Raw genomic sequence first — 19,256 nt, forward strand, 5'->3', positions numbered from 1 at the left:
AATTCCCCATGCTTTCCCGCTGGTCACTGCTGAAACGGCCGCTTCTTCCGTATTCACTGGGCAAGGTTCATCCTGACTCCCAAGGGGAGGAGATCGCGTGCCGAAAGAGGTCGGAGTGACGCGCCGCCAGGGACTCCGGTCCGCGGCGGCCGCCGCCATCGCCGTGCCGCTGCTGACCACGGCGGGCTCGTCGCAACCGGCGTCCGCCGGCGAGCACCCGGGCGCCCTGAACGTCATGACGTTCAACGTGCGCTTCGCGACCGTCGTCGACAAGACACCGCGCTGGTCCGTGCGCCGTCCGGTGATGCGGGAGCTGCTGCGCCGCGAGCGACCGCATGTCATCGGCACCCAGGAGGGGCTGTACCAGCAGCTGCGCATGATCGAGAAGGATCTCGGCGGCCACTACGACTGGATCGGCACCGGCCGGGGAGGCGGCAGCAAGGACGAGTTCATGGCGATCTTCTACGACACCCGCAGACTCGACCCGATCGAGTTCGACCACTTCTGGCTGTCCGACACCCCGTACACGATCGCCTCCAACACCTGGGACGCGGACTGGCTGCGCATGGTGACCTGGGTGAAGTTCGCCGATCTCGCCGACGGGGGGCGGGAGTTCTACGTCCTCAACACCCATCTGGACAGCGTCAGCCAGTACGCGCGGGAGCGCTCGGCGAAGCTGATCGGCGAGACGATCGCCGGGTGGGACCGGTCGGCGCCGGTGATCGTCACCGGTGACTTCAACGCGGCGGCCCACGACAACCGCGTGTACGACCTGATGCTGGCGGGCGGGCTCGTGGACGCCTGGGACACGGCGGCCTCCCGCACCCAGGCGTACGGGACGTACCACGGCTACCGGGCGCCCAGGCCCGGCGGCAGACGCATCGACTGGATCCTGACCTCGCCCGGGGTGACCACGCACTGGGCGGCGATGAACACCTTCTCCGTCGACGGGATGTACCCGAGCGACCATCTGCCGGTGCAGGCCTCGCTGACCCTGGGATGAGCCGAGGCCCCCACGACCGTACGGGACGGTCGTGGGGGCCTCGCGGGACGCGCGGGACTCAGGAGGCTCAGCCCTTGCGGGTGTTGATCTCCTCGGTGAGCTGGGGGACGACGTCGAAGAGGTCGCCGACGACGCCGTAGTCGACGAGGTCGAAGATCGGGGCCTCGGCGTCCTTGTTGACGGCCACGATGGTCTTCGAGGTCTGCATGCCGGCGCGGTGCTGGATGGCGCCGGAGATGCCGTTGGCGATGTACAGCTGCGGGGAGACCGACTTGCCGGTCTGGCCCACCTGGTTGGTGTGCGGGTACCAGCCCGCGTCCACCGCGGCGCGCGAGGCGCCGACGGCCGCGCCGAGGGAGTCGGCGAGGGCCTCGATGATCGCGAAGTTCTCGGTGCCGTTGACGCCGCGGCCGCCGGAGACGACGATCGCGGCCTCGGTCAGCTCCGGACGGCCGGTCGACTCGCGCGGGGTGCGGCCGGTGACCTTGGTGCCGGTGGCCTTCTCCGAGAAGGTGACGGCGAGGGCCTCGACCGCGCCCGCGGCCGGGGCGGCCTCCACGGCGGCGCTGTTGGGCTTGACCGTGATGACCGGGGTGCCCTTGGAGACACGGGACTTGGTGGTGAAGGACGCGGCGAACACCGACTGGGTCGCGACCGGGCCCTCGTCGGAGGCCTCCAGGTCGATGGCGTCGGTGATGATGCCCGAACCGACGCGCACCGCCAGACGGGCGGCGATCTCCTTGCCCTCGGCGGAGGACGGCACGAGGACGGCGGCCGGGGAAACGGACTCGTAGGCGGCCTGGAGCGCGTCGACCTTGGGTACGACGAGGTAGTCGGCGTACTCGGCGGCGTCGTGGGTGAGGACCTTGACCGCGCCGTGCTCGGCGAGCGCGGCGGCGGTGTCGGCGGCGCCGTTGCCCAGCGCGACGGCGACGGGCTCGCCGATGCGGCGGGCCAGGGTCAGCAGCTCCAGGGTGGGCTTGCGGACGGCGCCGTCCACGTGGTCGACGTAGACGAGAACTTCAGCCATGGGATTGCTCTCCTGCGGATTGCGAAGGCTTCGAGGGGCGGTGAGGGAGTGGGCCTCGGCCGGGCGCGGAGCCGCGGCGGGCCGCAGGGCCTTAGATGAACTTCTGGCCCGCGAGGAACTCGGCGAGCTGCTTGCCGCCCTCGCCCTCGTCCTTGACGATCGTGCCGGCGGTGCGCGCCGGGCGCTCGGCCGCGGAGTCCACGGCCGTCCAGGCGCCTTCCAGACCGACGTCCTCGGCCTCGATGTCGAGGTCGGACAGGTCCCAGGCCTGAACCGGCTTCTTCTTGGCGGCCATGATGCCCTTGAAGGACGGGTAACGCGCCTCGCCCGACTGGTCGGTGACCGACACGACCGCCGGCAGGGAGGCCTCCAGCTGCTCGGACGCGGCGTCGCCGTCACGGCGGCCCTTGACCACGCCGTCCTCGACCAAGACCTCGGACAGCAGGGTGACCTGGGGGACGCCCAGGCGCTCGGCGAGCAGGGCCGGGACGATACCGCCGGTGCCGTCGGTGGAGGCCATGCCGGAGATCACCAGGTCGTAGCCGGCCTTCTCGATCGCCTTGGCCAGCACCAGCGAGGTACCGATGGCGTCGGTGCCGTGCAGATCGTCGTCCTCGACGTGGATCGCCTTGTCCGCGCCCATCGACAGCGCCTTGCGCAGCGCGTCCTTGGCGTCCTCGGGACCCACGGTCAGCACGGTGATCTCGGCGTCGTCCGCCTCGTCGGCGATCTGCAGCGCCTGCTCGACGGCGTACTCGTCCAGCTCGGAGAGCAGACCGTCCACGTCGTCACGGTCGACGGTCAGGTCATCGGCGAAGTGCCGGTCGCCAGTGGCGTCGGGCACGTACTTCACAGTGACAACGATCCTCAAGCTCACGCCGGCTCTCCTACTGCATCGTCATTTCCGGGCTGCCTTCTTCCAGGCAGCATAGGCGCCTGGAGCGGCCGATCCCGATCGGGGCGACCTGCGCTCCGGTCGAAATATTACTCGCCAGTACGACGCCTACGTTCCCTCACTCCGTGCCCGCTAAGCAAGCGCTTTGAACTGTGAGTTAGGCAACCCTGCGTAATCGCGCGGGAGTCGGTCGGCAGCCGACCGGGATCAGTCTCGCAGACCGTTGAAGCGGCCCTGGTGGTACAGCAGCGGACGGCCGGCACCCGACGGGTCGCCGACCACCACCTCGGCCAGCACGATCCGGTGATCCCCCGCCGGTACGCGCGCCACCACCCGGCAGACCAGCCAGGCGAGCACGTCGTCGAGGACGGGAACTCCCTCCGGCCCGCTGCGCCATCCGGTGGGCGCCCCGAACCGGTCGGCACCGCTGCGGGCGAAGGTGGCCGCCAGCTCCCGCTGGTGCTCGCCGAGTATGTGCACGCCGATGTGCTCGGCCTCGGAGAGCGCCGGCCAGCTGGAGGCGGCGGTGCCGACGCCGAAGGAGAGCAGCGGGGGCTCGGCGGAGACCGAGCTGAGCGAGGTGGCCGTGAAGCCGACCGGCCCGGTGGCGCCCCGCGCCGTGATCACCGCCACACCGGCGGCATGGCGGCGGAAGACGGAGCGCAGGAGATCGGGGGAGGCGAGCCGGGGCGAACCGAGGCCGGGGGTGGCCGACATGGAGTTGTCCTTCTGCTGGAGTCGACGGGCTGGTCCGTAGGGGCTCAGAAACCCGGACAGCGTGAACCGGCCGTGCCGACAGGGAACGCCCGCGCCAGGGCGTCACGCTCGAGGAGAAGGAGATCTCGGGGCATACGGCCAGGCTGACGACGAGTGAGGCCCGCAGTCAAGCGCGTCCCGGTGTGCGGCTTCACACGGCCTCCCCCAGCGCGGCGATCACATCCGCCTTGCGCGGCTGCCCGGTCGCCCTGCGCACGATCCGGCCGCCGGAGTCGAGCACGAGCACGGTCGGCGTCTTGAGGATGTCGAGCCGGCGCACGAGGTCGAGACGGTCCTCGGCGTCGATCTCGACATGGGTCACGCCGGGCACCATTCCGGCCACTTCGGCGAGCACCCGGCGGGTCGCCCGGCAGGGGGCGCAGAAGGCGCTGGAGAACTGGACGAGCGTGGCCCGTTCACCGAGCCCCTCCCCCAACTCCGCCGTACCGAGCAGCTTGTCGCCGTCCCGCCCGCGCACCCTGACCCTCCCGCTCCGCCGCCGCTGCAGCACTCCGTAGACGCTCGCCGCCGCGAGCACCAGCCCACACACCACAAGTCCGGTCACAGCGTGCTTCAGCGTTCACGAGACTGCAAAGATTCCCGCCTCCCCATGGAGATTGGCCTGCGGAATGCTTGACGCATGGACATCGATGTGAGGGGCCCGCGCTTCGGGGCCGCCGTGACGGCCGTGGTGCTCGCGGTCGTGCTGATCACCGGCAGCGTCTGGCTGCTGGCCTGGCAGACGCTCGCGTTCGCGCTGGGCGCGGCGGGCGGGGTGGGGCGTTCGCCGTACGGCTGGGCGTTCCGCGCGCTCGTGCGGCCGCGGATCGGCGCGCCGACGGAGTTCGAGGCGCCGCAACCGCCGCGGTTCGCGCAGGCGGTGGGGCTGGCCTTCGCGGCGGTGGGGCTGGTCGGTCTCACGGTGGGGCCCGAGGCGCTGGGGCTCGCGGCGACCGGGGCGGCGCTCGCGGCGGCCTTTCTCAACGCGGTGTTCGGGTACTGCCTGGGGTGCGAGATGTATCTGCTTGTTCGGCGGGTGGCTGTTCGTGCGAAGTGACGGCCCGGTGAACTCCGCGCTGGTCGCTCATGTGTCCGACGTGACGAGAATCTCGCCCCTGGCCGGCACCAGGGCTGGCCACCCGTGCGTTCTTGGGGCACGATCTGCGAGATGCCGTAAACCTACGGCTGCGTAACTTCCCGCCGGGAGACCCCGTCCCAGGCAGAGAGAAGGGTCCACTCCGCCCATGGCAGAGCTTGTCTACCGTCCCGCGGTCGGTCTCGCCCAAACCCTGTTCAAGGTCTGGGACCTGAAGATCGATCTCAAGGGGTCGGAGAACATCCCGCGCTCGGGCGGCGCGGTGCTGGTGAGCAATCACATCGGCTACCTGGACTTCATCTTCGACGGCCTGGCGGCGCTGCCGCAGAAGCGGCTGGTGCGCTTCATGGCCAAGGAGTCGGTGTTCCGGCACAGGATCTCCGGTCCGCTGATGCGCAACATGCGGCACATCCCGGTGGACCGCAAGCAGGGCGAGGCGGCCTACGCGCACGCGCTGGACTCGCTGCGCTCCGGCGAGATCATCGGTGTCTTCCCCGAGGCCACCATCTCTCAGTCGTTCACGCTGAAGAGCTTCAAGTCGGGTGCCGCCCGGCTGGCGCAGGAGGCGGGCGTCCCGCTGATCCCGATGGCCGTGTGGGGCACACAGCGGCTGTGGACCAAGGGCCACCCGAGGAACTTCAAGCGCAGCCACATCCCGATCACCATCCGGGTGGGCGAGGCGATAGAGGCCTCCAAGGACAAGTACGCGGGCGCCATCACCCGTCAGCTCCGCGACCGCGTCCAGGAGTTGCTGGAGGCCGCCCAGCGCGCCTACCCGGTCCGCCCCAAGGGCCCGGACGACACCTGGTGGATGCCGGCCCACCTCGGCGGCACGGCCCCGACCCCGGAACAGGTCCGCGAGGCCGAGGCCCGCTGACCCGGCGCTACAGCGTCACGGGGAGCGTTCTCCACAGCCGCGCCCGGTCCGGGGCCGCCCGCAGGGCGGCGAGGACGGCCGGGTGCGGCGCGGCGTAGAGCGTCGGGTCGTCCGCCTCGCCCGCCGCCGGGTCGGGCACGAAGGCAAGACGTTCCCCCTCCAGCGAGAACCGCGCGTCGACCCCCGGCTTGTTGCCCCGGGGGTCCTGGCGGTGCCAGGCGCCGTGGAAGCGGACGGCGACCAGGCCGTGCACCACGTCGAAGCGCTGGTAGCACAGGGCGGTCGGGATGTCCTCGGCGCGCAGCAGGGCGGCCAGGGCATGGGCCTTGGCGTAGCAGATCCCGGTGCCCTGTTCGAGGACGTCGGACGCGCGCCAGGTCACCCGCGGATCGTCGGCGTCCTGGGAGTGCGTGACGGTGTCCCGGACGTGGTCGAACGCGAGACGCGCATAGTCATACGAGTCCGCCGCTTCCCTGGCCAGCCGCGCGGCCGTCTGCCGCACGCGTGGATGATGATGGTCCACCGCCTCGTCGGCGAGCAGATAGGCGGACAGGTCGGGGTTCTGCTGGATCAGCTCCATGCCCGCAGAGCATAGGAAAACGATCACCCGAGAGTCAATGACTTTTCAAGTGACCGCATACCTATGCACTCAGGGACCGTCTGCGCTCAGCGCGCCATCTCCTCCTTCAGCGCCGCCACGAACCCGTCCACGCCCTCCGCGGTCGTGTCGAAGGAGCACATCCAGCGCACGTCACCGGCGGCCTCGTCCCAGAAGTAGAAGCGGTGGCGCTTCTGGAGGCGTTCGCTCACGTCGTGCGGGAGCCGGGCGAAGACGGCGTTGGCCTGTACGGGGTGGAGGATCTCGACGCCGTGGACGGCGCGGACGCCCTCGGCGAGCCGCTGGGCCATCTCGTTGGAGTGCCGGGCGTTGCGCAGCCACAGGTCCCGCGACAGCAGGGCCTCCAACTGCACCGACACGAAACGCATCTTGGAGGCGAGCTGCATGGACAGCTTGCGCAGGTGCTTCATGTGGCGGACGGCGTCCTGGTTGATCACCACCACCGCCTCGCCGAACATCGCGCCGTTCTTGGTGCCGCCCAGGGAGAGCAGGTCGACGCCGACCGCGTTGGTGAAGGTCCGCATCGGGACGTCCAGGGAGGCGGCGGCGTTGGCTATCCGGGAGCCGTCCAGGTGCACCCTCATGCCGTGCGCGTGGGCGTGCTCGCAGATCGCGCGGATCTCCTCGGGCGTGTAGAGGGTGCCCAGTTCGGTGCTCTGGGTGATCGAGACGACCTGGGGCATCGCCCGGTGCTCGTCGTCCCAGCCGTACGCCTGCCGGTCGATCAGCTCGGGCGTGAGCTTGCCGTCGGGGGTGGGCACGGTGAGCAGCTTGAGGCCGCCCATGCGCTCCGGCGCGCCGCCCTCGTCGACATGGATGTGCGCGCTCTCCGCGCAGATCACCGCGCCCCAGCGGTCGGTGACCGCCTGGAGCGCGACGACGTTGGCACCGGTGCCGTTGAAGACGGGGAACGCCTCGGCGGTGGCGCCGAAGTGACCGCGGACGATCCGCTGGAGGTTCTCGGTGTACTCGTCCTCGCCGTACGCGACCTGGTGCCCGCCGTTGGCCACGGCCAGGGCGGCGAGCACCTCGGGGTGGACCCCCGCGTAGTTGTCGCTGGCGAAGCCGCGGATCTCCGGGTCGTGATGGCGCCGGGCGTCGGTCTTCGGAGGGTTCACGGCTTGTCGGTCAGCCACAGACGGTTTCCGTTCACTTCGGCGGCGGACTTCTCCCAGACACCGACGATGGCCTCGGCCAGCTCCGTCACGTCGGTGAAGCCCGCGAACTTCGCGTTGGGGCGGTCGGCGCGCATCGCGTCGTGCACCAGCGCCTTCACCACCAGGATGGCAGCCGCGGAGGTCGGCCCGTCGGTGCCGCCCGCCTTGCGGAAGTAGTCGGCGGCGGCGAGCGTCCACGCCTCGGCGGCGGCCTTGGCGGCGGCGTACGCGGCGTTGCCCGCGGTGGGACTGCTGGCCCCGGCGGCGCTGATCAGCACGTACCGGCCGCGCTCGCTGCGCTGGAGGGCCTCGTGGAAGGCGAGGGAGGTGTGCTGCACGGTGCGGATCAGCAGCATCTCCAGGAAGTCCCAGTCGTCGAGACTGGTCCGGGTGAAGGTCTCGCTGCCGCGCCAGCCGCCGACGAGGTGGACCAGGCCGTCCACGCGCCCGAAGTCCTTCTCGATACGGGTGGCCCAGTCCCGGGTGGACTGGAGGTCCAGCAGGTCGACCGTGTCGCCGACGACGGTGGCGCCGCCGTGCGCGTAGCGGGCCGCGTCCACGGCCTCGGAGAGCCGCTCGGGGTCGTTGTCGGAGCCGACGACGATCGCGCCCGCCTCGGCCAGCCGCAGCAGGGCCGCCCGGCCGGCGGGTCCACCCGCGCCCGCCACCGCGACCACCGCGCCGCTCAGTGCACCGTTGCCGTTCTGCATGGTCTTCGCCTCCTGGGCAGCGACTGTGACGTCCGCGACGGGGGCGCTCACGCGGCGGCCCGCTCGGTGTCCGCCGCGGTGATGCCCTTGGTGGAGGCGATCACGGTCTTCAGCTTCTTGGCGAGCGCCTCATAGAACATGCTGAGCGGAAACTCGTCCGGAAGCACGTCGTCGACGAGTTTCCGCGGCGGCTGCGTCAGATCCAGGGCGTCCGGGCCCTTGGCCCAGCGGGAGCCGGGGTGCGGGGAGAGGTAGGTGGAGACCAGCTCGTACCCGGCGAACCAGTGGACGAGCTTCGGGCGGTCGATGCCGTCGCGGTAGAGCTGCTCGATGTCGGCGCAGAGCTGGTTGGTGACCTGCGGGGCGCGCTGCCAGTCGATGTGCAGCTTGTTGTCGGTCCAGCGGACGACATCGTGCTTGTGCAGGTAGGCGAAGAGGAGCTGGCCGCCGAGACCGTCGTAGTTGCGCACCCGCTCACCGGTGACCGGGAAGCGGAACATCCGGTCGAAGAGGACCGCGTACTGCACGTCACGGGCCTGCGGGACGCCGTCGGACTCCAGTTTCACGGCCTCCTTGAAGGCGGTGAGGTCGCAGCGCAGCTCTTCGAGGCCGTACATCCAGAACGGCTGGCGCTGCTTGATCATGAAGGGGTCGAAGGGCAGGTCGCCGTGGCTGTGGGTGCGGTCGTGGACCATGTCCCACAGGACGAAGGCCTCCTCGCAGCGCTTCTGGTCGTGGACCATCGCGGCGACGTCCTCGGGCAGCTCCAGGCCCAGGATGTCGACGGCGGACTCGGTGACCCGGCGGAAGCGGGCCGCCTCGCGGTCGCAGAAGATGCCGCCCCAGGAGAAGCGGGCCGGGGCCTCGCGCACGGCGATGGTCTCCGGGAAGAGGACGGCCGAGTTGGTGTCGTAACCGGCGGTGAAGTCCTCGAAGGTGATGCCGCAGAACAGCGGGTTGTCGTAGCGGGTGCGCTCCAGCTCGGCCAGCCAGTCGGGCCAGACCATGCGCAGCACGACCGCTTCGAGGTTGCGGTCCGGGTTGCCGTTCTGTGTGTACATCGGGAAGACGACCAGGTGCTGGAGGCCGTCCGCGCGGCTCGCGGCGGGCTGGAAGGCCAGCAGCGAGTCCAGGAAGTCGGGCACCTCGAAACCGTCGTCGGCCCAGCGCCGCAGGTCCTTGACGAGGGCCTCGTGGTAGGCGGCGTCGTGCGGCAGCAGCGGGGCCAGCGCCTCGACCGCGTCCACGACATCCGCCACGGCGCGCTCGGCGGCGGCCCGGTCCGGGGCGTGCTCGGCGTCGAAGTCGATCGAGCCGTCCTTGGACTGCCATGGCCGGATCCGCTCCACGGCATCCTTGAGCACGGGCCAGGCCGGGTGGTCCACCACCCTACCGACCGAAGGAACGCCGCCCTCCGCGCCCACCTGCGCAAGAATTTCCGTCATGACCCATCCTCCACGGGATAAACTTTCGTAAGAACACCGTACGTAGCGAGGGTCCCCCACCGCAAGACCGATCATGAGCGATCCCGCCGGAAATCTTCCCGCCACCCCCAGTACCTAACCGCTGAATCTCCTGCCACACGCGTCACACGTCACAGTTTGTGCGTCCCGCTCTCCGCGCGGAGGTCGACGGGGTCAACCCGTACCGGACTCGCCCACTCAGGGATGACGCGATCGGTGCGGGGCGAGTGCGGAAACGGTCCTGTTCTCCGACGTGGCGCGGTACGCCACGGCGTGACACGACCCGAAAGGGCTCGTGCACATGCGGATGCATCGCACGGCGGGAGGACTACGCTGCGCCCCAGCCGCGTGCCGCCCCTCCCCCGGTCACGCGGGCCGAGCCGCCGTCGACGGAAGCGAGTCAACCTTGAACTTCCTCACCATCGGTCATCGCGGAGTCATGGGTGTCGAACCCGAGAACACCCTCCGTTCCTTCGTGGCCGCCGATCGCGCGGGCCTCGACGTCATCGAACTCGATCTGCATCTGAGCAAGGACGGCGCGCTCGTCGTCATGCACGACGCGGACGTGGACCGGACGACGGACGGCACGGGCCCGATCGCCGACAAGACCCTCGCCGAACTGCGCGCCCTGGACGCGGGCCGCGGCGAGCGGATTCCCACCTTCGAGGAGGTCCTGGACGCGGTACGGGCGCCGCTCCAGGCCGAGATCAAGGACACCGCGGCGGCCCGCGCGCTCGCCGAGGTCATGCACCGGCGCGACCTGGTGGGCCGGGTCGAGGTGCTGTCCTTCCACGACGAGGCGGTCGCCGAGATCGCCCGTCTCGTGCCCGGGGTCCGTACCGCGCTGGTCGCCAGCCGCTACGGCCCCGATGTCGTGGAGCGCGCGGTGGCGGTGGGCGCCGCCACGCTCGTGCTGAACATCCGGCGGCTGACCCTGGAGGTCGTCGAGAAGGCCCGCAAGGCGAATCTGCGGATCATCGGCTGGGTGGTCAACACCCAGGACCATCTGCGTCTGGTCCGCGCCCTCCAGCTGGACGGCGCGACCACCGACTACCCCGACATCAAACGCACGGGCCGCTTCACGGCGTAGGACGCGGCTGTACGGCCCCCCGGCTCAGCCGAGTTCCTTGACCAGCAGCTCGAACCGCAGGTCGTCGCGCCGGGGGATGCCGAAGCGCTCGTCGCCGTACGGGAACGGGGTCGTCCGTCCCGTACGGCGGTAGCCGCGCCGCTCGTACCAGGCGATCAGGTCGTCCCGTACGGAGATCACGGTCATGTGCATCTCCCGGGCGCCCCAGGTCTCGCGCGCGAGCCGCTCCGCCTCGGCGATGATCACCTTTCCGAGGCCGCCGCCCTGCAGGGCCGGGCTCACCGCGAACATCCCGAAGTAGGCGTGGGCGCCACGGTGTTCGAGCTGGCAGCAGGCGACGACGGTGCCGTCCCGCTCGACGGTGAGCAGTCGGCTGTCGGGGGCCTTGACGACCTGCAGCACCCCCTCCGGGTCGGTCCGCTGTCCGTCGAGGATGTCCGCCTCCGTGGTCCAGCCGGCCCGGCTGGAGTCCCCGCGGTAAGCCGACTCGATCAGCGCGACGAGGACGTCCACATCGGCGTCGGTGGCGTCGCGGAAGGTCAGGCCGGTGGCGTCGGCGGTGTCCATGGGGTGCTCCTGAGGGATGTCTGCGGACTCGAACACGGGAAGAGGGTAACGACCGCCGCGCCCCGGCAGAGAGCCCCTACGCTCGACCCATGATCCACGTACTCAGCAGCCGCACCCTGCTCCGCCCCACCGATCCCGAGCGCTCCCGCGCCTTCTACGGCGAGAAGCTGGGGCTCCCGGTGTACCGCGAGTTCGGTACGGGCGACCACCGGGGCGTCGTGTACTTCCTGGGCGGCGGCTTCCTGGAGGTCGCGGGCCGCTCGCAGACCCCGCCGTCCCCCGCGCTGAAGCTGTGGCTGCAGGTCGCCGATGTCACGGCGGCGCACGAGGAACTGGTGGCGGCCGGGGTGGAGGTGCGGCGGGCGCCGCTGAAGGAGCCGTGGGGGCTGATCGAGATGTGGATCGCCGACCCGGACGGCACCGAGATCGTGCTGGTGGAGATCCCGGCGGACCATCCCCTGCGCTACCGGCCGGGGATCTGAACGGCCCCGGCCCCTCCTCCCGGCCGGGGAGAACGGCCGCGTCGTACCCCGGTGGCCGGGGCGGGGGCACGGGCATAGCGTGCTGGAAGGGGACGCCCCGTCCCGGGAGGAACGCCATGAAGCTCGACGAGCCGGTGACCGGTGGGCCCTGCTGGACCGAGCTGGGGACCAGCGATCTCGCAGCGGCGAAACGGTTCTACACCGAGCTGTTCGGCTGGCGCCCGGAGACCGATCCGCGTCAGGAGGCCGGTGGCTACACCATCGCGCACCTCGGTGACGCGGCGGTCGCCGCGCTCTCCCCGCTGTACCAGGAGTCGCAGCCGGTGGCCTGGAACGTGTCGTTCGCCGTGACCGACGCGGACACGACGGCCGAGGCGGTCCGGGCGGCGGGCGGGACCGTCGTGCTGGAGCCCATGGACGTCTTCGACGTCGGACGGTTCGCGGTGGCGTTCGACCCGGGCGGCGCGGCCTTCCAGCTCTGGCAGGCGCGCTCCTTCCCCGGTGCCGGGCTGTTCAACGCGCCCGGCACACTCGGCTGGGTCGAGCTGCTGACGCGCGCTCCGGAGCGCGCCGAGTCCTTCTACACGACGGTGTTCGGCTGGACCGTGAACACCGGCGGGCACTACACGCGGTGGGGTGTCGACGGCGCCGACTTCGGCGGCATGATCACGATGGACGAGAAATTCCCGCCCGAGGTCCCCTCGCACTGGCTGCCGTACTTCGCCGTGGCCGACGTCGACGACGCGGCCCGCGTCGCCGCCGAGGCGGGCGGCACCCTCCTGATGGAGCCCACCACGGTGCCGGACGGGCCGCGTATCGCGGTGCTGCGGGACCCCCAGGGAGCGATGTTCGGCGTGTACCTGGCGGGCGCGGAGGGCTGAGACCGGCCGGCCCGCGCCCGGGCGGTGTGCGTTGGAGCGCTCTCCACCTCTGGCGTCGTGCCCAGCAACCGCTCGGAGGGAATGCATCGTGCGTTGCACACTGTTCGGCCGGACCGGTCTGCGCGTGAGCGAACTGGCCTTGGAAGCCATGACGTTCGGCTGGGGAGCCGTGGACCTCGAAGCGAGCCGGCCGCTCCTGGACGCCTACGCCGACGCGGGCGGCAACTTCGTCGACACGGCGAACACCTACTCCGGGGGCGCCTCGCAGACCATCGTCGGCGAACTCCTCGACGGGCGCCGCGACCGTTTCGTGCTGGCCAGCAAATACACCGGCTCGACGTGCTCCGGGTGCACGCCCGGGACGAGTTCACCCCGGTCGACTAGGTGATGCGGGCGCTCGACGACCTCGTACGGTCCGGAAAAATGCTGTACGTCGGGGTGCCGGGCTGGCCGGCCTGGGAGATCGCCCGGGCCAACACCCTGGCGGAGCTGCGGGGTTGGACCGCGTTCGCGGGCTCCCAGCTGCGCTGCAACCTGTTGGAGCGCACGCCGGAGCGTGAACTGCTGCCGCAGGCACGGGGGTTCGACATGACCGTGTTCGCGTGGGGCCCGCCGGCGGCCGGGAAGCTGACCGGCAAGTACCGGCGGGGCGAGTCGGGGCGGCTCGGCGACGGCGGAGCGGACGCGGACCCCCGCCAGGACGCCGTGATCGACGCCGTCCTGGAGATCGCCGAGCGCAGCGGCCGGCTCCCGGGGCAGGTGGCCCTCGCCTGGCTCCTCGGCCGCCCCGGCGACGTCGTGCCGATCGTCGGCGCCACCGGACCGCGCCAGCTCGCCGACAACCTGGCGAGCGTGGACGTCACGCTCGACGCGGACGCGCTCGCCCGGCTCGACGAGGTGAGCGCGCCCTCGCTGGGCTTCCCGCACGACTTCCCGCGCGAGCCCGTCATCCGGCAGAACGTGTACGGACCCCGCCGGGGCGACATCCGCGACCCGCGCACGCCAGGTGTACTGATCACGTCCGCCGGACGCGGGGCGGTCCGTCAGGCGCGCGGCAGCCCCAGGCGGCCTTCGAGCTGGATGAGCAGCTCGCCGAGGAGGACGGCCAGTTCGCGGCGGTCGTCGGGGGTGACTCCGGAGAGGACGGCCTCCTCGTAGGCCAGTTGCTCCGGCATGACGCTGTCCACGAGGTCGCGGCCGGCGTCGGTGAGGCGGACGTGGGCGACGCGGCGGTCGCGGTCGTCGCCGCGCCGCTCGACGAGTTCGCGCTCGGTGAGGAGTTTGAGGCGTTTGGTGACGGCGGCGCCGGAGGCGAAGGTCTCGCGGGCGATCTCGCTGGGGGTCAGTTCGTGGCCGGTGCGGCGCAGGGTGCCGAGGACGTCGAACTCGGGGCGGGTGAGGCCGGCGCGGCGCAGGGGCGCGTCCTCGGCCTGTTGGAGGAGGGCGGCACAGCGGTTGACCCGGCCGATGATCTCCATCGGCGCGGTGTCGATCCCGGGGTGCACCGTCTGCCACTGCCGCACCACCTTGGCGACCGTGTCCCCCAGCGCCGCGCCGCTCCCCGCTGCCCGCCCGTTGCCTGCCGTCATGCCCGTGCGCCCTCCGATGCCTGGAAACCGTGCTGTCCTGCCGTCGCCGCGAGCGTACGGTGTCCGGCCTGCTCGGCGTGTGTCACCCGCTCCGACGGCCAGGCGCGTTGCCACCATTCGCCCCTCGCGGTGTCGGCGACGGCGCGCAGTTCGAAGAGGGCACCGGCGAGGGCGCGGCGGGCGGCGGGCAGCGCGCCGGGCGGGGAGTGCGGATCGGCGGCCGTACGGACCGTGTGGGCGCGGGCGCGTTCCACCGCGGCGAGGGCGTGCGCGACCCGGTCACCGGCGCGCCGGTTGGTGACGGCGACCGCCGCGAGGAAGCCGACGAGGGCGCCGACGGCGGTGTCCAGGAGGCGGTCGGTGATCAGCTCGCCGGGGTTCTGGAAGCCGGCGAACTCGGTGACGAGCAGGGCCATGGGGGTGACGCAGATGGTGCCGAGCCAGTAGTTGCGGCTGATCAGGGCCTCGGCTCCGAAGCTCAGCGCGAGACAGCACAGGACGAGCGCGGCCGGGCCGAGGTGGGCGAGCGGGACCAGAGCGGCGAAGGCCAGCACTCCGGCGAGGTTGCCGACGACGCGCTGGACGCCCCGGCTCCAGGTGAGGGTCAGGTTGGCCTGGTAGAGGGAGGCGGCGGTGACGAGGGCCCAGTAGGGGCGGCCGACCCCGATCGCGAGGGAGACGTATCCGGCGAGGGCGCAGCCGACGGCGGTGCGGACGGCGAGGGGCGTGAGCGGGCCGAGCCTGCTCCACAACGGGGCGCGCCCGCCCGGGAGTTCGCGCTCCGTCCCGGGCAGGTCGACGGCCGTGCCCGGCGGTGTGGCGGTTCGTGGGAGGGGCCGGGCGCCGCGCAGGTCCCGGGCCAGGGCACGCAGTCGGCCGGGGTCGGCGTCGGCGGGCGCGGCGAGGGCGACGTCGGCGCGGACCAGGAGGGCTTCGAGGGCGCGCCGGGAGTCGGTGCGGGCGCCGGCGGTGAGCAGGATCTGCCAGGCGGTGTGCACGGCGGTCACGGCGGCCGTGCGGGACCCGGGCCGCTCGGGCGCCTCGACGTGGGCGGCGACCGTGGAGAGGGCCTGGGCGGTGGCGCGGCGCTCGGGGCCGTGCGGGCGGAGCAGACCGGGGGCCATGCAGACGAGCCAGGCCCAGGCGCCCGCGACGGCGGAGGCGGCGAGGTGGCCGGGGATCTGGCCGGGGATCTGGGCGGGGGTCTGGGGTAGGAAGAGGGCCGCCGAGGTGACGAAGGTGAAGATGACATGGGCGGGCGGCCCGATCCGGCTCGCGTCGCACAGTGCCTTCTGCGCGGCGGCCAGCAGCGCGCCGACGGTGACCAGGAGCACCGCGTCGGTGGTGAGGGCGGCGGTGACCAGGGCGACGGCGAGGCCGGCGACCATGCCGAGCACGACCAGGGCGAGGGTGCGGGCGCGGGCGGCGTACGGGCGGTGGTGGGCGTAGAGCGCGCACAGGGATCCGGCCATCGTGTACATCGCCAGGTCGAGGCGGTCGAGGGCCAGCAGCGTCAGGTTCGGCGGGGCGGTCGCGACGACCACGCTGAGGGCGGGCTTGAACCAGATCGCGGAGGGGCGGTTCAGCCGGAGGGCACCGGAGAGGGGGAGCCGGGGGCGGGCACGGGGAGGTCGGGAGGGACGGGCGCTGCGCATCCCATAACCTTAGCTGGTGTTTTACTCGTGAAACATTGTGAAACAGGTCTCCGTGCTGGGGCACGCGTCTCCGCTCCGCACTCCCGTGCACTCCCGCGCGCTCCCCCGCGTACACCCTTGCGCTCGTATGCGCGCCAGTGGGCCCGGGCATGCCCTGACCGACTGCCCGACCGCCCGATGGAGGTGCGCGGTGCACGGACCGGTTGCGGCCGGCTGGCTGCTGGTCGCGCTGTGCGCGCTGACCGGGGGCTACTGCCTGCTGCGGATGCGCAGCGCCGTCGAGGAGCAGCGGCTCGCCGCGGGCGGGGAGGCCCTGATGGGGTTCGGCATGGCCGCCATGGCGGTGCCCGCCGCGGCCGTGGCCCCGCCGCGCTGGGCCTGGCTCGCCTACGCGGTGGTGTTCGGCGCGGCCGCCGTCCGCGCCCTGTGGTCGGCGCGCACGAGCGCACACCATCTGCACCACCTGGTGGGGGCGCTGACGATGGTCTACATGGCCGCGGTGATGGTCGCCTCGCCGGGCGGGGGCCACGGCGGCGCGGGGCCGCCCCTGGTCACGGGGGTGCTGCTGCTGTACTTCGCGGGGTATGTGCTGTGGGCGGGTGTCCGGCTCGTCCCCATGCCCGCGGGGACGGTGAGCGCGGCGGCCCCCGCGCCCGGCTGGGGCGACCGCCCGGAGCTGGCGCGGGCCTGCCGGCTGTCCATGGGCATCGGGATGTTCGCCATGCTGCTGACGGTCTGACCATGACGCTCTGAACACCGGGCCCGGCGGGCGGTGTCGGCGTACACGGTCGTGGTCTGTGTCACTTCGGCGGCCCGGCCCGTGTCGCCGTGCACCGGCGCGCTCATAGGCTGCGCCTCATGATGGTCCCCGCGGCGTTGTTGCTGCTCGGCGCCCTGACCGCCGTCGTCGCCCCGCGGGTGCTGGCCCGCGCCGACTGGCCGGACCGCGAACCGGTGGTCGCGCTGTGGGTGTGGCAGTGCGTCGTGGCGGCCGTCCTGCTGTGCTGTGCGCTGTCGATGGCGTTGAGCGCGGCGGCGGCCTGGGCGGTGGTGCGCGGGCGGGTGTTCGCGCCCGCGCCGGACGGGGTCGTGGAGGCGTACGCGCTGGGCCGTGGGGGTTCCTGGGCCGTGGCCACCGCCGTGGCGCTCGCCTGCGGCGGGCTGTGGACCGGGGCGATGCTGGTCCGCGAGGTCGTGCGGGCCCGCCGGGAGAGCCATCGCCGCCATGCCGAACTCCGGCTGCGCGCCCCGCTGTTGCCCGGCGAGGAGCCGGACGGCGACCGGCTGGTCGTGGTGGAGGGCGAGCGGCCCGACGCCTGGTGGCTGTCCGGGCCCACGCCCCGACTGGTCATCACCACGGCCGCGTTGCGCCGGCTGAAGGGGCGGCAGGTGGACGCGGTGGTCGCCCATGAGCAGGGGCACGCGCGGGCGCGCCACCACTGGCTGCTGCACAGCTCGGCGGCGCTCGCGGGCGGGTTCCCCCGGGTGCCGGTGTTCGCCGCGTTCCGCGACGAGATGCACCGGCTGGTCGAACTCGCCGCCGACGACACGGCCTCCCGCCGCCACGGCCGTCTCACCATCGCCCTGGCGCTCGTCGGGCTCAACGAGGACCGGGGTGCGTTCGGGCCCTGCCCGACCCCGGAGGACCATGTGCCGCAGCGGGTCAACCGGTTGCTCGCTCCCCCGGAACGTCTCACCCCGGCGCACCGGCTCCGGCTGACCGCGTGCGCCGCCCTGGTACCGGCCGTACCGGTGCTGGTGGCTTTCGTTCCCGCTTTGCGGGCACTCGGAAGGTCGTGACAGGGCAAAGAGGAGACAAAGGGCGACCCAAGGACAACGTGCGACGCGACGGCTTTGCTCCGGTCGCGGCGCGTGACAGTGATCTCACGCCCCGGCGTTGGCCTGATGCCCCGGTGGTCGGCCAGGATCGCTGTATGCACACCCCCACCGTCGAGGCGCCGCCCCACCGGCCGTCGACCACCCGCACCGTCCGCGCCGCCGCGGCCTTCGCGGCGCCCTCCGTCCTGCTGCTCGTCCTGGTGGCGCTCTCCTGGGCGCCCCTCATGTCGCTGGACGAGGGCATCGCGAACACCACCCACAGATGGGCCGTCGACGAACCGGGCCTCACCCACGCGTTCCGCATTCTGACGGACTGGGTCTGGGACCCGGTGACGATGCGTCTGCTGGCCGCGGCCGCCGCGGTCTGGCTGGTGTGGCGCCACCGGGAGTGGTGGCTCGCCCTCTGGCTGGCGGTCACCTGCGCCGTGGGCACGGCGGTGCAGCAGGGGCTGAAGGCGGCCGTCGGCCGGGAACGGCCCGCCTGGCCCGACCCCGTCGACTCCGCCCACTACGCCGCGTATCCGTCGGGCCACGCCATGACGGCCACCGTCGTCCTGGGCCTGCTGATCTGGCTGATGCGCCGGTACGGCGTCGGCGGCACCCTCATGCGGACGGCGGCGGCGGTGGCCGCCGTCTCCGTCGTGGGCGTCGGGCTGACCCGGATCTGGCTGGGCGTGCACTGGGCGTCGGACGTGCTGGCCGGCTGGCTGCTCGGTGGTCTGACGATCGCGCTGGCGGTGCTGACGTACGAGAAGTGGCGTGGCCCGACGCGTACTTGACCGGGTGCGGGCGAGCCCGAAGGATCGACGCATGACGATCACCGAGCCGATCGACACGGCGGTCAGAGGCGTGCTGTTCGACTTCTCCGGGACCCTGTTCCGCGTGGAGCCCACCGAGTCGTGGCTGGGCGCCGTCCTGGCGGACGCCGGTCTCGCCCTGCCCCGGCCCGAGTTGGTCCGGGCGGCCGAGGCGCTGGAGCGGGCGGGCGCGCTGCCGGGCGGGCCGGTCCCGGCGGAGCCGCCGACGGGCGAGCTGGGTGCGTTGTGGGCGGTGCGGGACCGGAGCGCCGAGCAGCACCGGGCCGCCTACACCGGCCTCTCCCGCCAGGTGGCACTGCCCGACGACGCCCTTCACGACGCGCTGTACGACCGCCATATGACGCCGCCGGCGTGGAGCCCCTACCCGGACGCCGCCGAGGTCCTGGCCGCCCTGCGGGAGCGCGGGGTGGCCGTCGGTGTGGTGAGCAACATCGGCTGGGATCCGCGACCGGTGTTCCGCGCGCACGGCCTCGACCCGTACATCGGCGCCTACCTGTTGTCGTACCAGCACGGCATCCAGAAGCCGGACCCGCGCCTGTTCGCGCTCGCGTGCGAGGCGGTGGGGGTCGATGCGCGGGAGACGCTGATGGTCGGTGACGACCGGCGGGCCGACGGCGGTGCGGCGGCTCTGGGGTGCGGGGTGCACTTCGTCGACCATCTGCCCGTCGCCGAACGGCCGGACGGGCTGCGGAAGGTGCTCGATCTGGTGGGCTGAGGTGGGCCGGGGCG

The 19,256-nt window shown here is 72.2% G+C and carries 21 protein-coding genes and 1 pseudogene; 11 read left to right on the forward strand and 11 right to left on the reverse strand.

Going from position 1 to position 19,256, the window contains the following annotated elements; genetic code table 11:
* Positions 1–97: 97 nt before the first annotated feature.
* Positions 98–1,003: an endonuclease/exonuclease/phosphatase family protein gene (locus J8M51_RS08860; RefSeq protein WP_216589764.1), complete on the forward strand. Its 906-nt coding sequence runs from the start codon at positions 98–100 to the stop codon at positions 1,001–1,003.
* Positions 1,004–1,070: 67 nt separating this feature from the next.
* Here the strand turns inward: J8M51_RS08860 and J8M51_RS08865 are convergent, their stop codons facing one another.
* From J8M51_RS08865 to J8M51_RS08880, 4 genes are all read right to left on the reverse strand, one after another.
* Positions 1,071–2,033 carry an electron transfer flavoprotein subunit alpha/FixB family protein gene (locus J8M51_RS08865; protein WP_086753057.1) on the reverse strand — a complete coding sequence of 321 codons (963 nt, stop codon included), beginning with the start codon at positions 2,031–2,033 and terminating at the stop codon, positions 1,071–1,073.
* Positions 2,034–2,124: 91 nt separating this feature from the next.
* Positions 2,125–2,910, reverse strand: coding sequence for an electron transfer flavoprotein subunit beta/FixA family protein (locus J8M51_RS08870; protein ID WP_086753058.1), 786 nt, complete (start codon positions 2,908–2,910; stop codon positions 2,125–2,127).
* Positions 2,911–3,135: 225 nt separating this feature from the next.
* On the reverse strand, positions 3,136–3,645 hold the full coding sequence (locus J8M51_RS08875) for a flavin reductase family protein (protein WP_086753060.1): 510 nt from the start codon (positions 3,643–3,645) through the stop codon (positions 3,136–3,138).
* 190 nt (positions 3,646–3,835) lie between these two features.
* Positions 3,836–4,249 carry a thioredoxin family protein gene (locus J8M51_RS08880; RefSeq protein ID WP_086753062.1) on the reverse strand — a complete coding sequence of 138 codons (414 nt, stop codon included), beginning with the start codon at positions 4,247–4,249 and terminating at the stop codon, positions 3,836–3,838.
* 75 nt (positions 4,250–4,324) lie between these two features.
* On the opposite strand from J8M51_RS08880, the gene J8M51_RS08885 reads away from it, so the two are divergent.
* Both J8M51_RS08885 and J8M51_RS08890 read left to right on the forward strand, forming a co-directional pair.
* On the forward strand, positions 4,325–4,741 hold the full coding sequence (locus J8M51_RS08885) for a DUF4395 domain-containing protein (RefSeq protein ID WP_086753064.1): 417 nt from the start codon (positions 4,325–4,327) through the stop codon (positions 4,739–4,741).
* Positions 4,742–4,928: 187 nt separating this feature from the next.
* Positions 4,929–5,657 carry a lysophospholipid acyltransferase family protein gene (locus tag J8M51_RS08890; RefSeq protein WP_086753066.1) on the forward strand — a complete coding sequence of 243 codons (729 nt, stop codon included), beginning with the start codon at positions 4,929–4,931 and terminating at the stop codon, positions 5,655–5,657.
* A 7-nt stretch (positions 5,658–5,664) separates the two neighbouring features.
* On the opposite strand, the gene J8M51_RS08895 is transcribed toward J8M51_RS08890, so the two are convergent.
* The 4 genes from J8M51_RS08895 to J8M51_RS08910 form a co-directional block, all read right to left on the reverse strand.
* Positions 5,665–6,237, reverse strand: a complete 573-nt coding sequence (locus J8M51_RS08895; protein ID WP_179202914.1) for a transglutaminase domain-containing protein — start codon at positions 6,235–6,237, stop codon at positions 5,665–5,667.
* Positions 6,238–6,323: 86 nt separating this feature from the next.
* Positions 6,324–7,394 carry a threonine aldolase family protein gene (locus J8M51_RS08900; protein WP_086753071.1) on the reverse strand — a complete coding sequence of 357 codons (1,071 nt, stop codon included), beginning with the start codon at positions 7,392–7,394 and terminating at the stop codon, positions 6,324–6,326.
* A complete protein-coding gene (locus tag J8M51_RS08905; RefSeq protein WP_086753095.1) occupies positions 7,391–8,143 on the reverse strand; it encodes an SDR family oxidoreductase in 753 nt (250 codons plus the stop codon). The genes J8M51_RS08900 and J8M51_RS08905 overlap by 4 nt, the downstream gene beginning before the upstream one ends.
* A 47-nt stretch (positions 8,144–8,190) precedes the next feature.
* Positions 8,191–9,588: a DUF6421 family protein gene (locus J8M51_RS08910; protein WP_086753073.1), complete on the reverse strand. Its 1,398-nt coding sequence runs from the start codon at positions 9,586–9,588 to the stop codon at positions 8,191–8,193.
* A 424-nt stretch (positions 9,589–10,012) separates the two neighbouring features.
* Here J8M51_RS08910 and J8M51_RS08915 point away from each other — a divergent pair, with 424 nt between their 5' ends.
* Positions 10,013–10,696 carry a glycerophosphodiester phosphodiesterase gene (locus tag J8M51_RS08915; protein ID WP_086753075.1) on the forward strand — a complete coding sequence of 228 codons (684 nt, stop codon included), beginning with the start codon at positions 10,013–10,015 and terminating at the stop codon, positions 10,694–10,696.
* A 24-nt stretch (positions 10,697–10,720) separates the two neighbouring features.
* On the opposite strand, the gene J8M51_RS08920 is transcribed toward J8M51_RS08915, so the two are convergent.
* Positions 10,721–11,263 carry a GNAT family N-acetyltransferase gene (locus J8M51_RS08920; RefSeq protein WP_086753077.1) on the reverse strand — a complete coding sequence of 181 codons (543 nt, stop codon included), beginning with the start codon at positions 11,261–11,263 and terminating at the stop codon, positions 10,721–10,723.
* An 89-nt stretch (positions 11,264–11,352) separates the two neighbouring features.
* Between J8M51_RS08920 and J8M51_RS08925 the strand changes: the two genes are divergently transcribed.
* The 3 genes and pseudogenes from J8M51_RS08925 to J8M51_RS08935 form a co-directional block, all read left to right on the forward strand.
* Positions 11,353–11,745, forward strand: a complete 393-nt coding sequence (locus J8M51_RS08925) for a VOC family protein (protein ID WP_086753079.1) — start codon at positions 11,353–11,355, stop codon at positions 11,743–11,745.
* Between the two features lie 116 nt (positions 11,746–11,861).
* Entirely contained in the window at positions 11,862–12,626 is a 765-nt protein-coding gene (locus J8M51_RS08930) for a VOC family protein (protein WP_086753081.1), read from the forward strand.
* Positions 12,627–12,714: 88 nt separating this feature from the next.
* A pseudogene (locus J8M51_RS08935) lies at positions 12,715–13,628 on the forward strand (aldo/keto reductase); the annotation flags it as partial.
* A gap of 41 nt (positions 13,629–13,669) precedes the next feature.
* Here J8M51_RS08935 and J8M51_RS08940 read toward each other — a convergent pair.
* Together J8M51_RS08940 and J8M51_RS08945 are read right to left on the reverse strand one after the other, a co-directional pair.
* Positions 13,670–14,215, reverse strand: a complete 546-nt coding sequence (locus tag J8M51_RS08940; RefSeq protein WP_086753083.1) for a MarR family winged helix-turn-helix transcriptional regulator — start codon at positions 14,213–14,215, stop codon at positions 13,670–13,672.
* The gene (locus J8M51_RS08945; RefSeq protein WP_086753085.1) at positions 14,212–15,870 is read right to left on the reverse strand and encodes an FUSC family protein; all 1,659 of its coding nucleotides are present in this window, start codon (positions 15,868–15,870) and stop codon (positions 14,212–14,214) included. Before J8M51_RS08945 ends, J8M51_RS08940 begins: the two co-directional genes overlap by 4 nt.
* Before the next feature lie 190 nt (positions 15,871–16,060).
* On the opposite strand from J8M51_RS08945, the gene J8M51_RS08950 reads away from it, so the two are divergent.
* The 4 genes from J8M51_RS08950 to J8M51_RS08965 all read left to right on the forward strand — a co-directional run bounded on the left by J8M51_RS08950 (position 16,061) and on the right by J8M51_RS08965 (position 19,242).
* Positions 16,061–16,609: a DUF5134 domain-containing protein gene (locus tag J8M51_RS08950; RefSeq protein WP_086753087.1), complete on the forward strand. Its 549-nt coding sequence runs from the start codon at positions 16,061–16,063 to the stop codon at positions 16,607–16,609.
* A gap of 119 nt (positions 16,610–16,728) precedes the next feature.
* Complete coding sequence (locus tag J8M51_RS08955) at positions 16,729–17,670, forward strand: M56 family metallopeptidase (RefSeq protein WP_086753089.1); 942 nt, start codon at positions 16,729–16,731, stop codon at positions 17,668–17,670.
* 134 nt (positions 17,671–17,804) lie between these two features.
* Positions 17,805–18,488, forward strand: a complete 684-nt coding sequence (locus J8M51_RS08960) for a phosphatase PAP2 family protein (protein WP_086753091.1) — start codon at positions 17,805–17,807, stop codon at positions 18,486–18,488.
* A gap of 31 nt (positions 18,489–18,519) precedes the next feature.
* Positions 18,520–19,242 carry an HAD family hydrolase gene (locus J8M51_RS08965; protein ID WP_086753093.1) on the forward strand — a complete coding sequence of 241 codons (723 nt, stop codon included), beginning with the start codon at positions 18,520–18,522 and terminating at the stop codon, positions 19,240–19,242.
* Positions 19,243–19,256 lie beyond the last annotated feature (14 nt).

This window comes from Streptomyces griseiscabiei, from assembly GCF_020010925.1.
In the GTDB taxonomy this organism is placed as follows: Bacteria; Actinomycetota; Actinomycetes; order Streptomycetales; family Streptomycetaceae; genus Streptomyces; species Streptomyces griseiscabiei.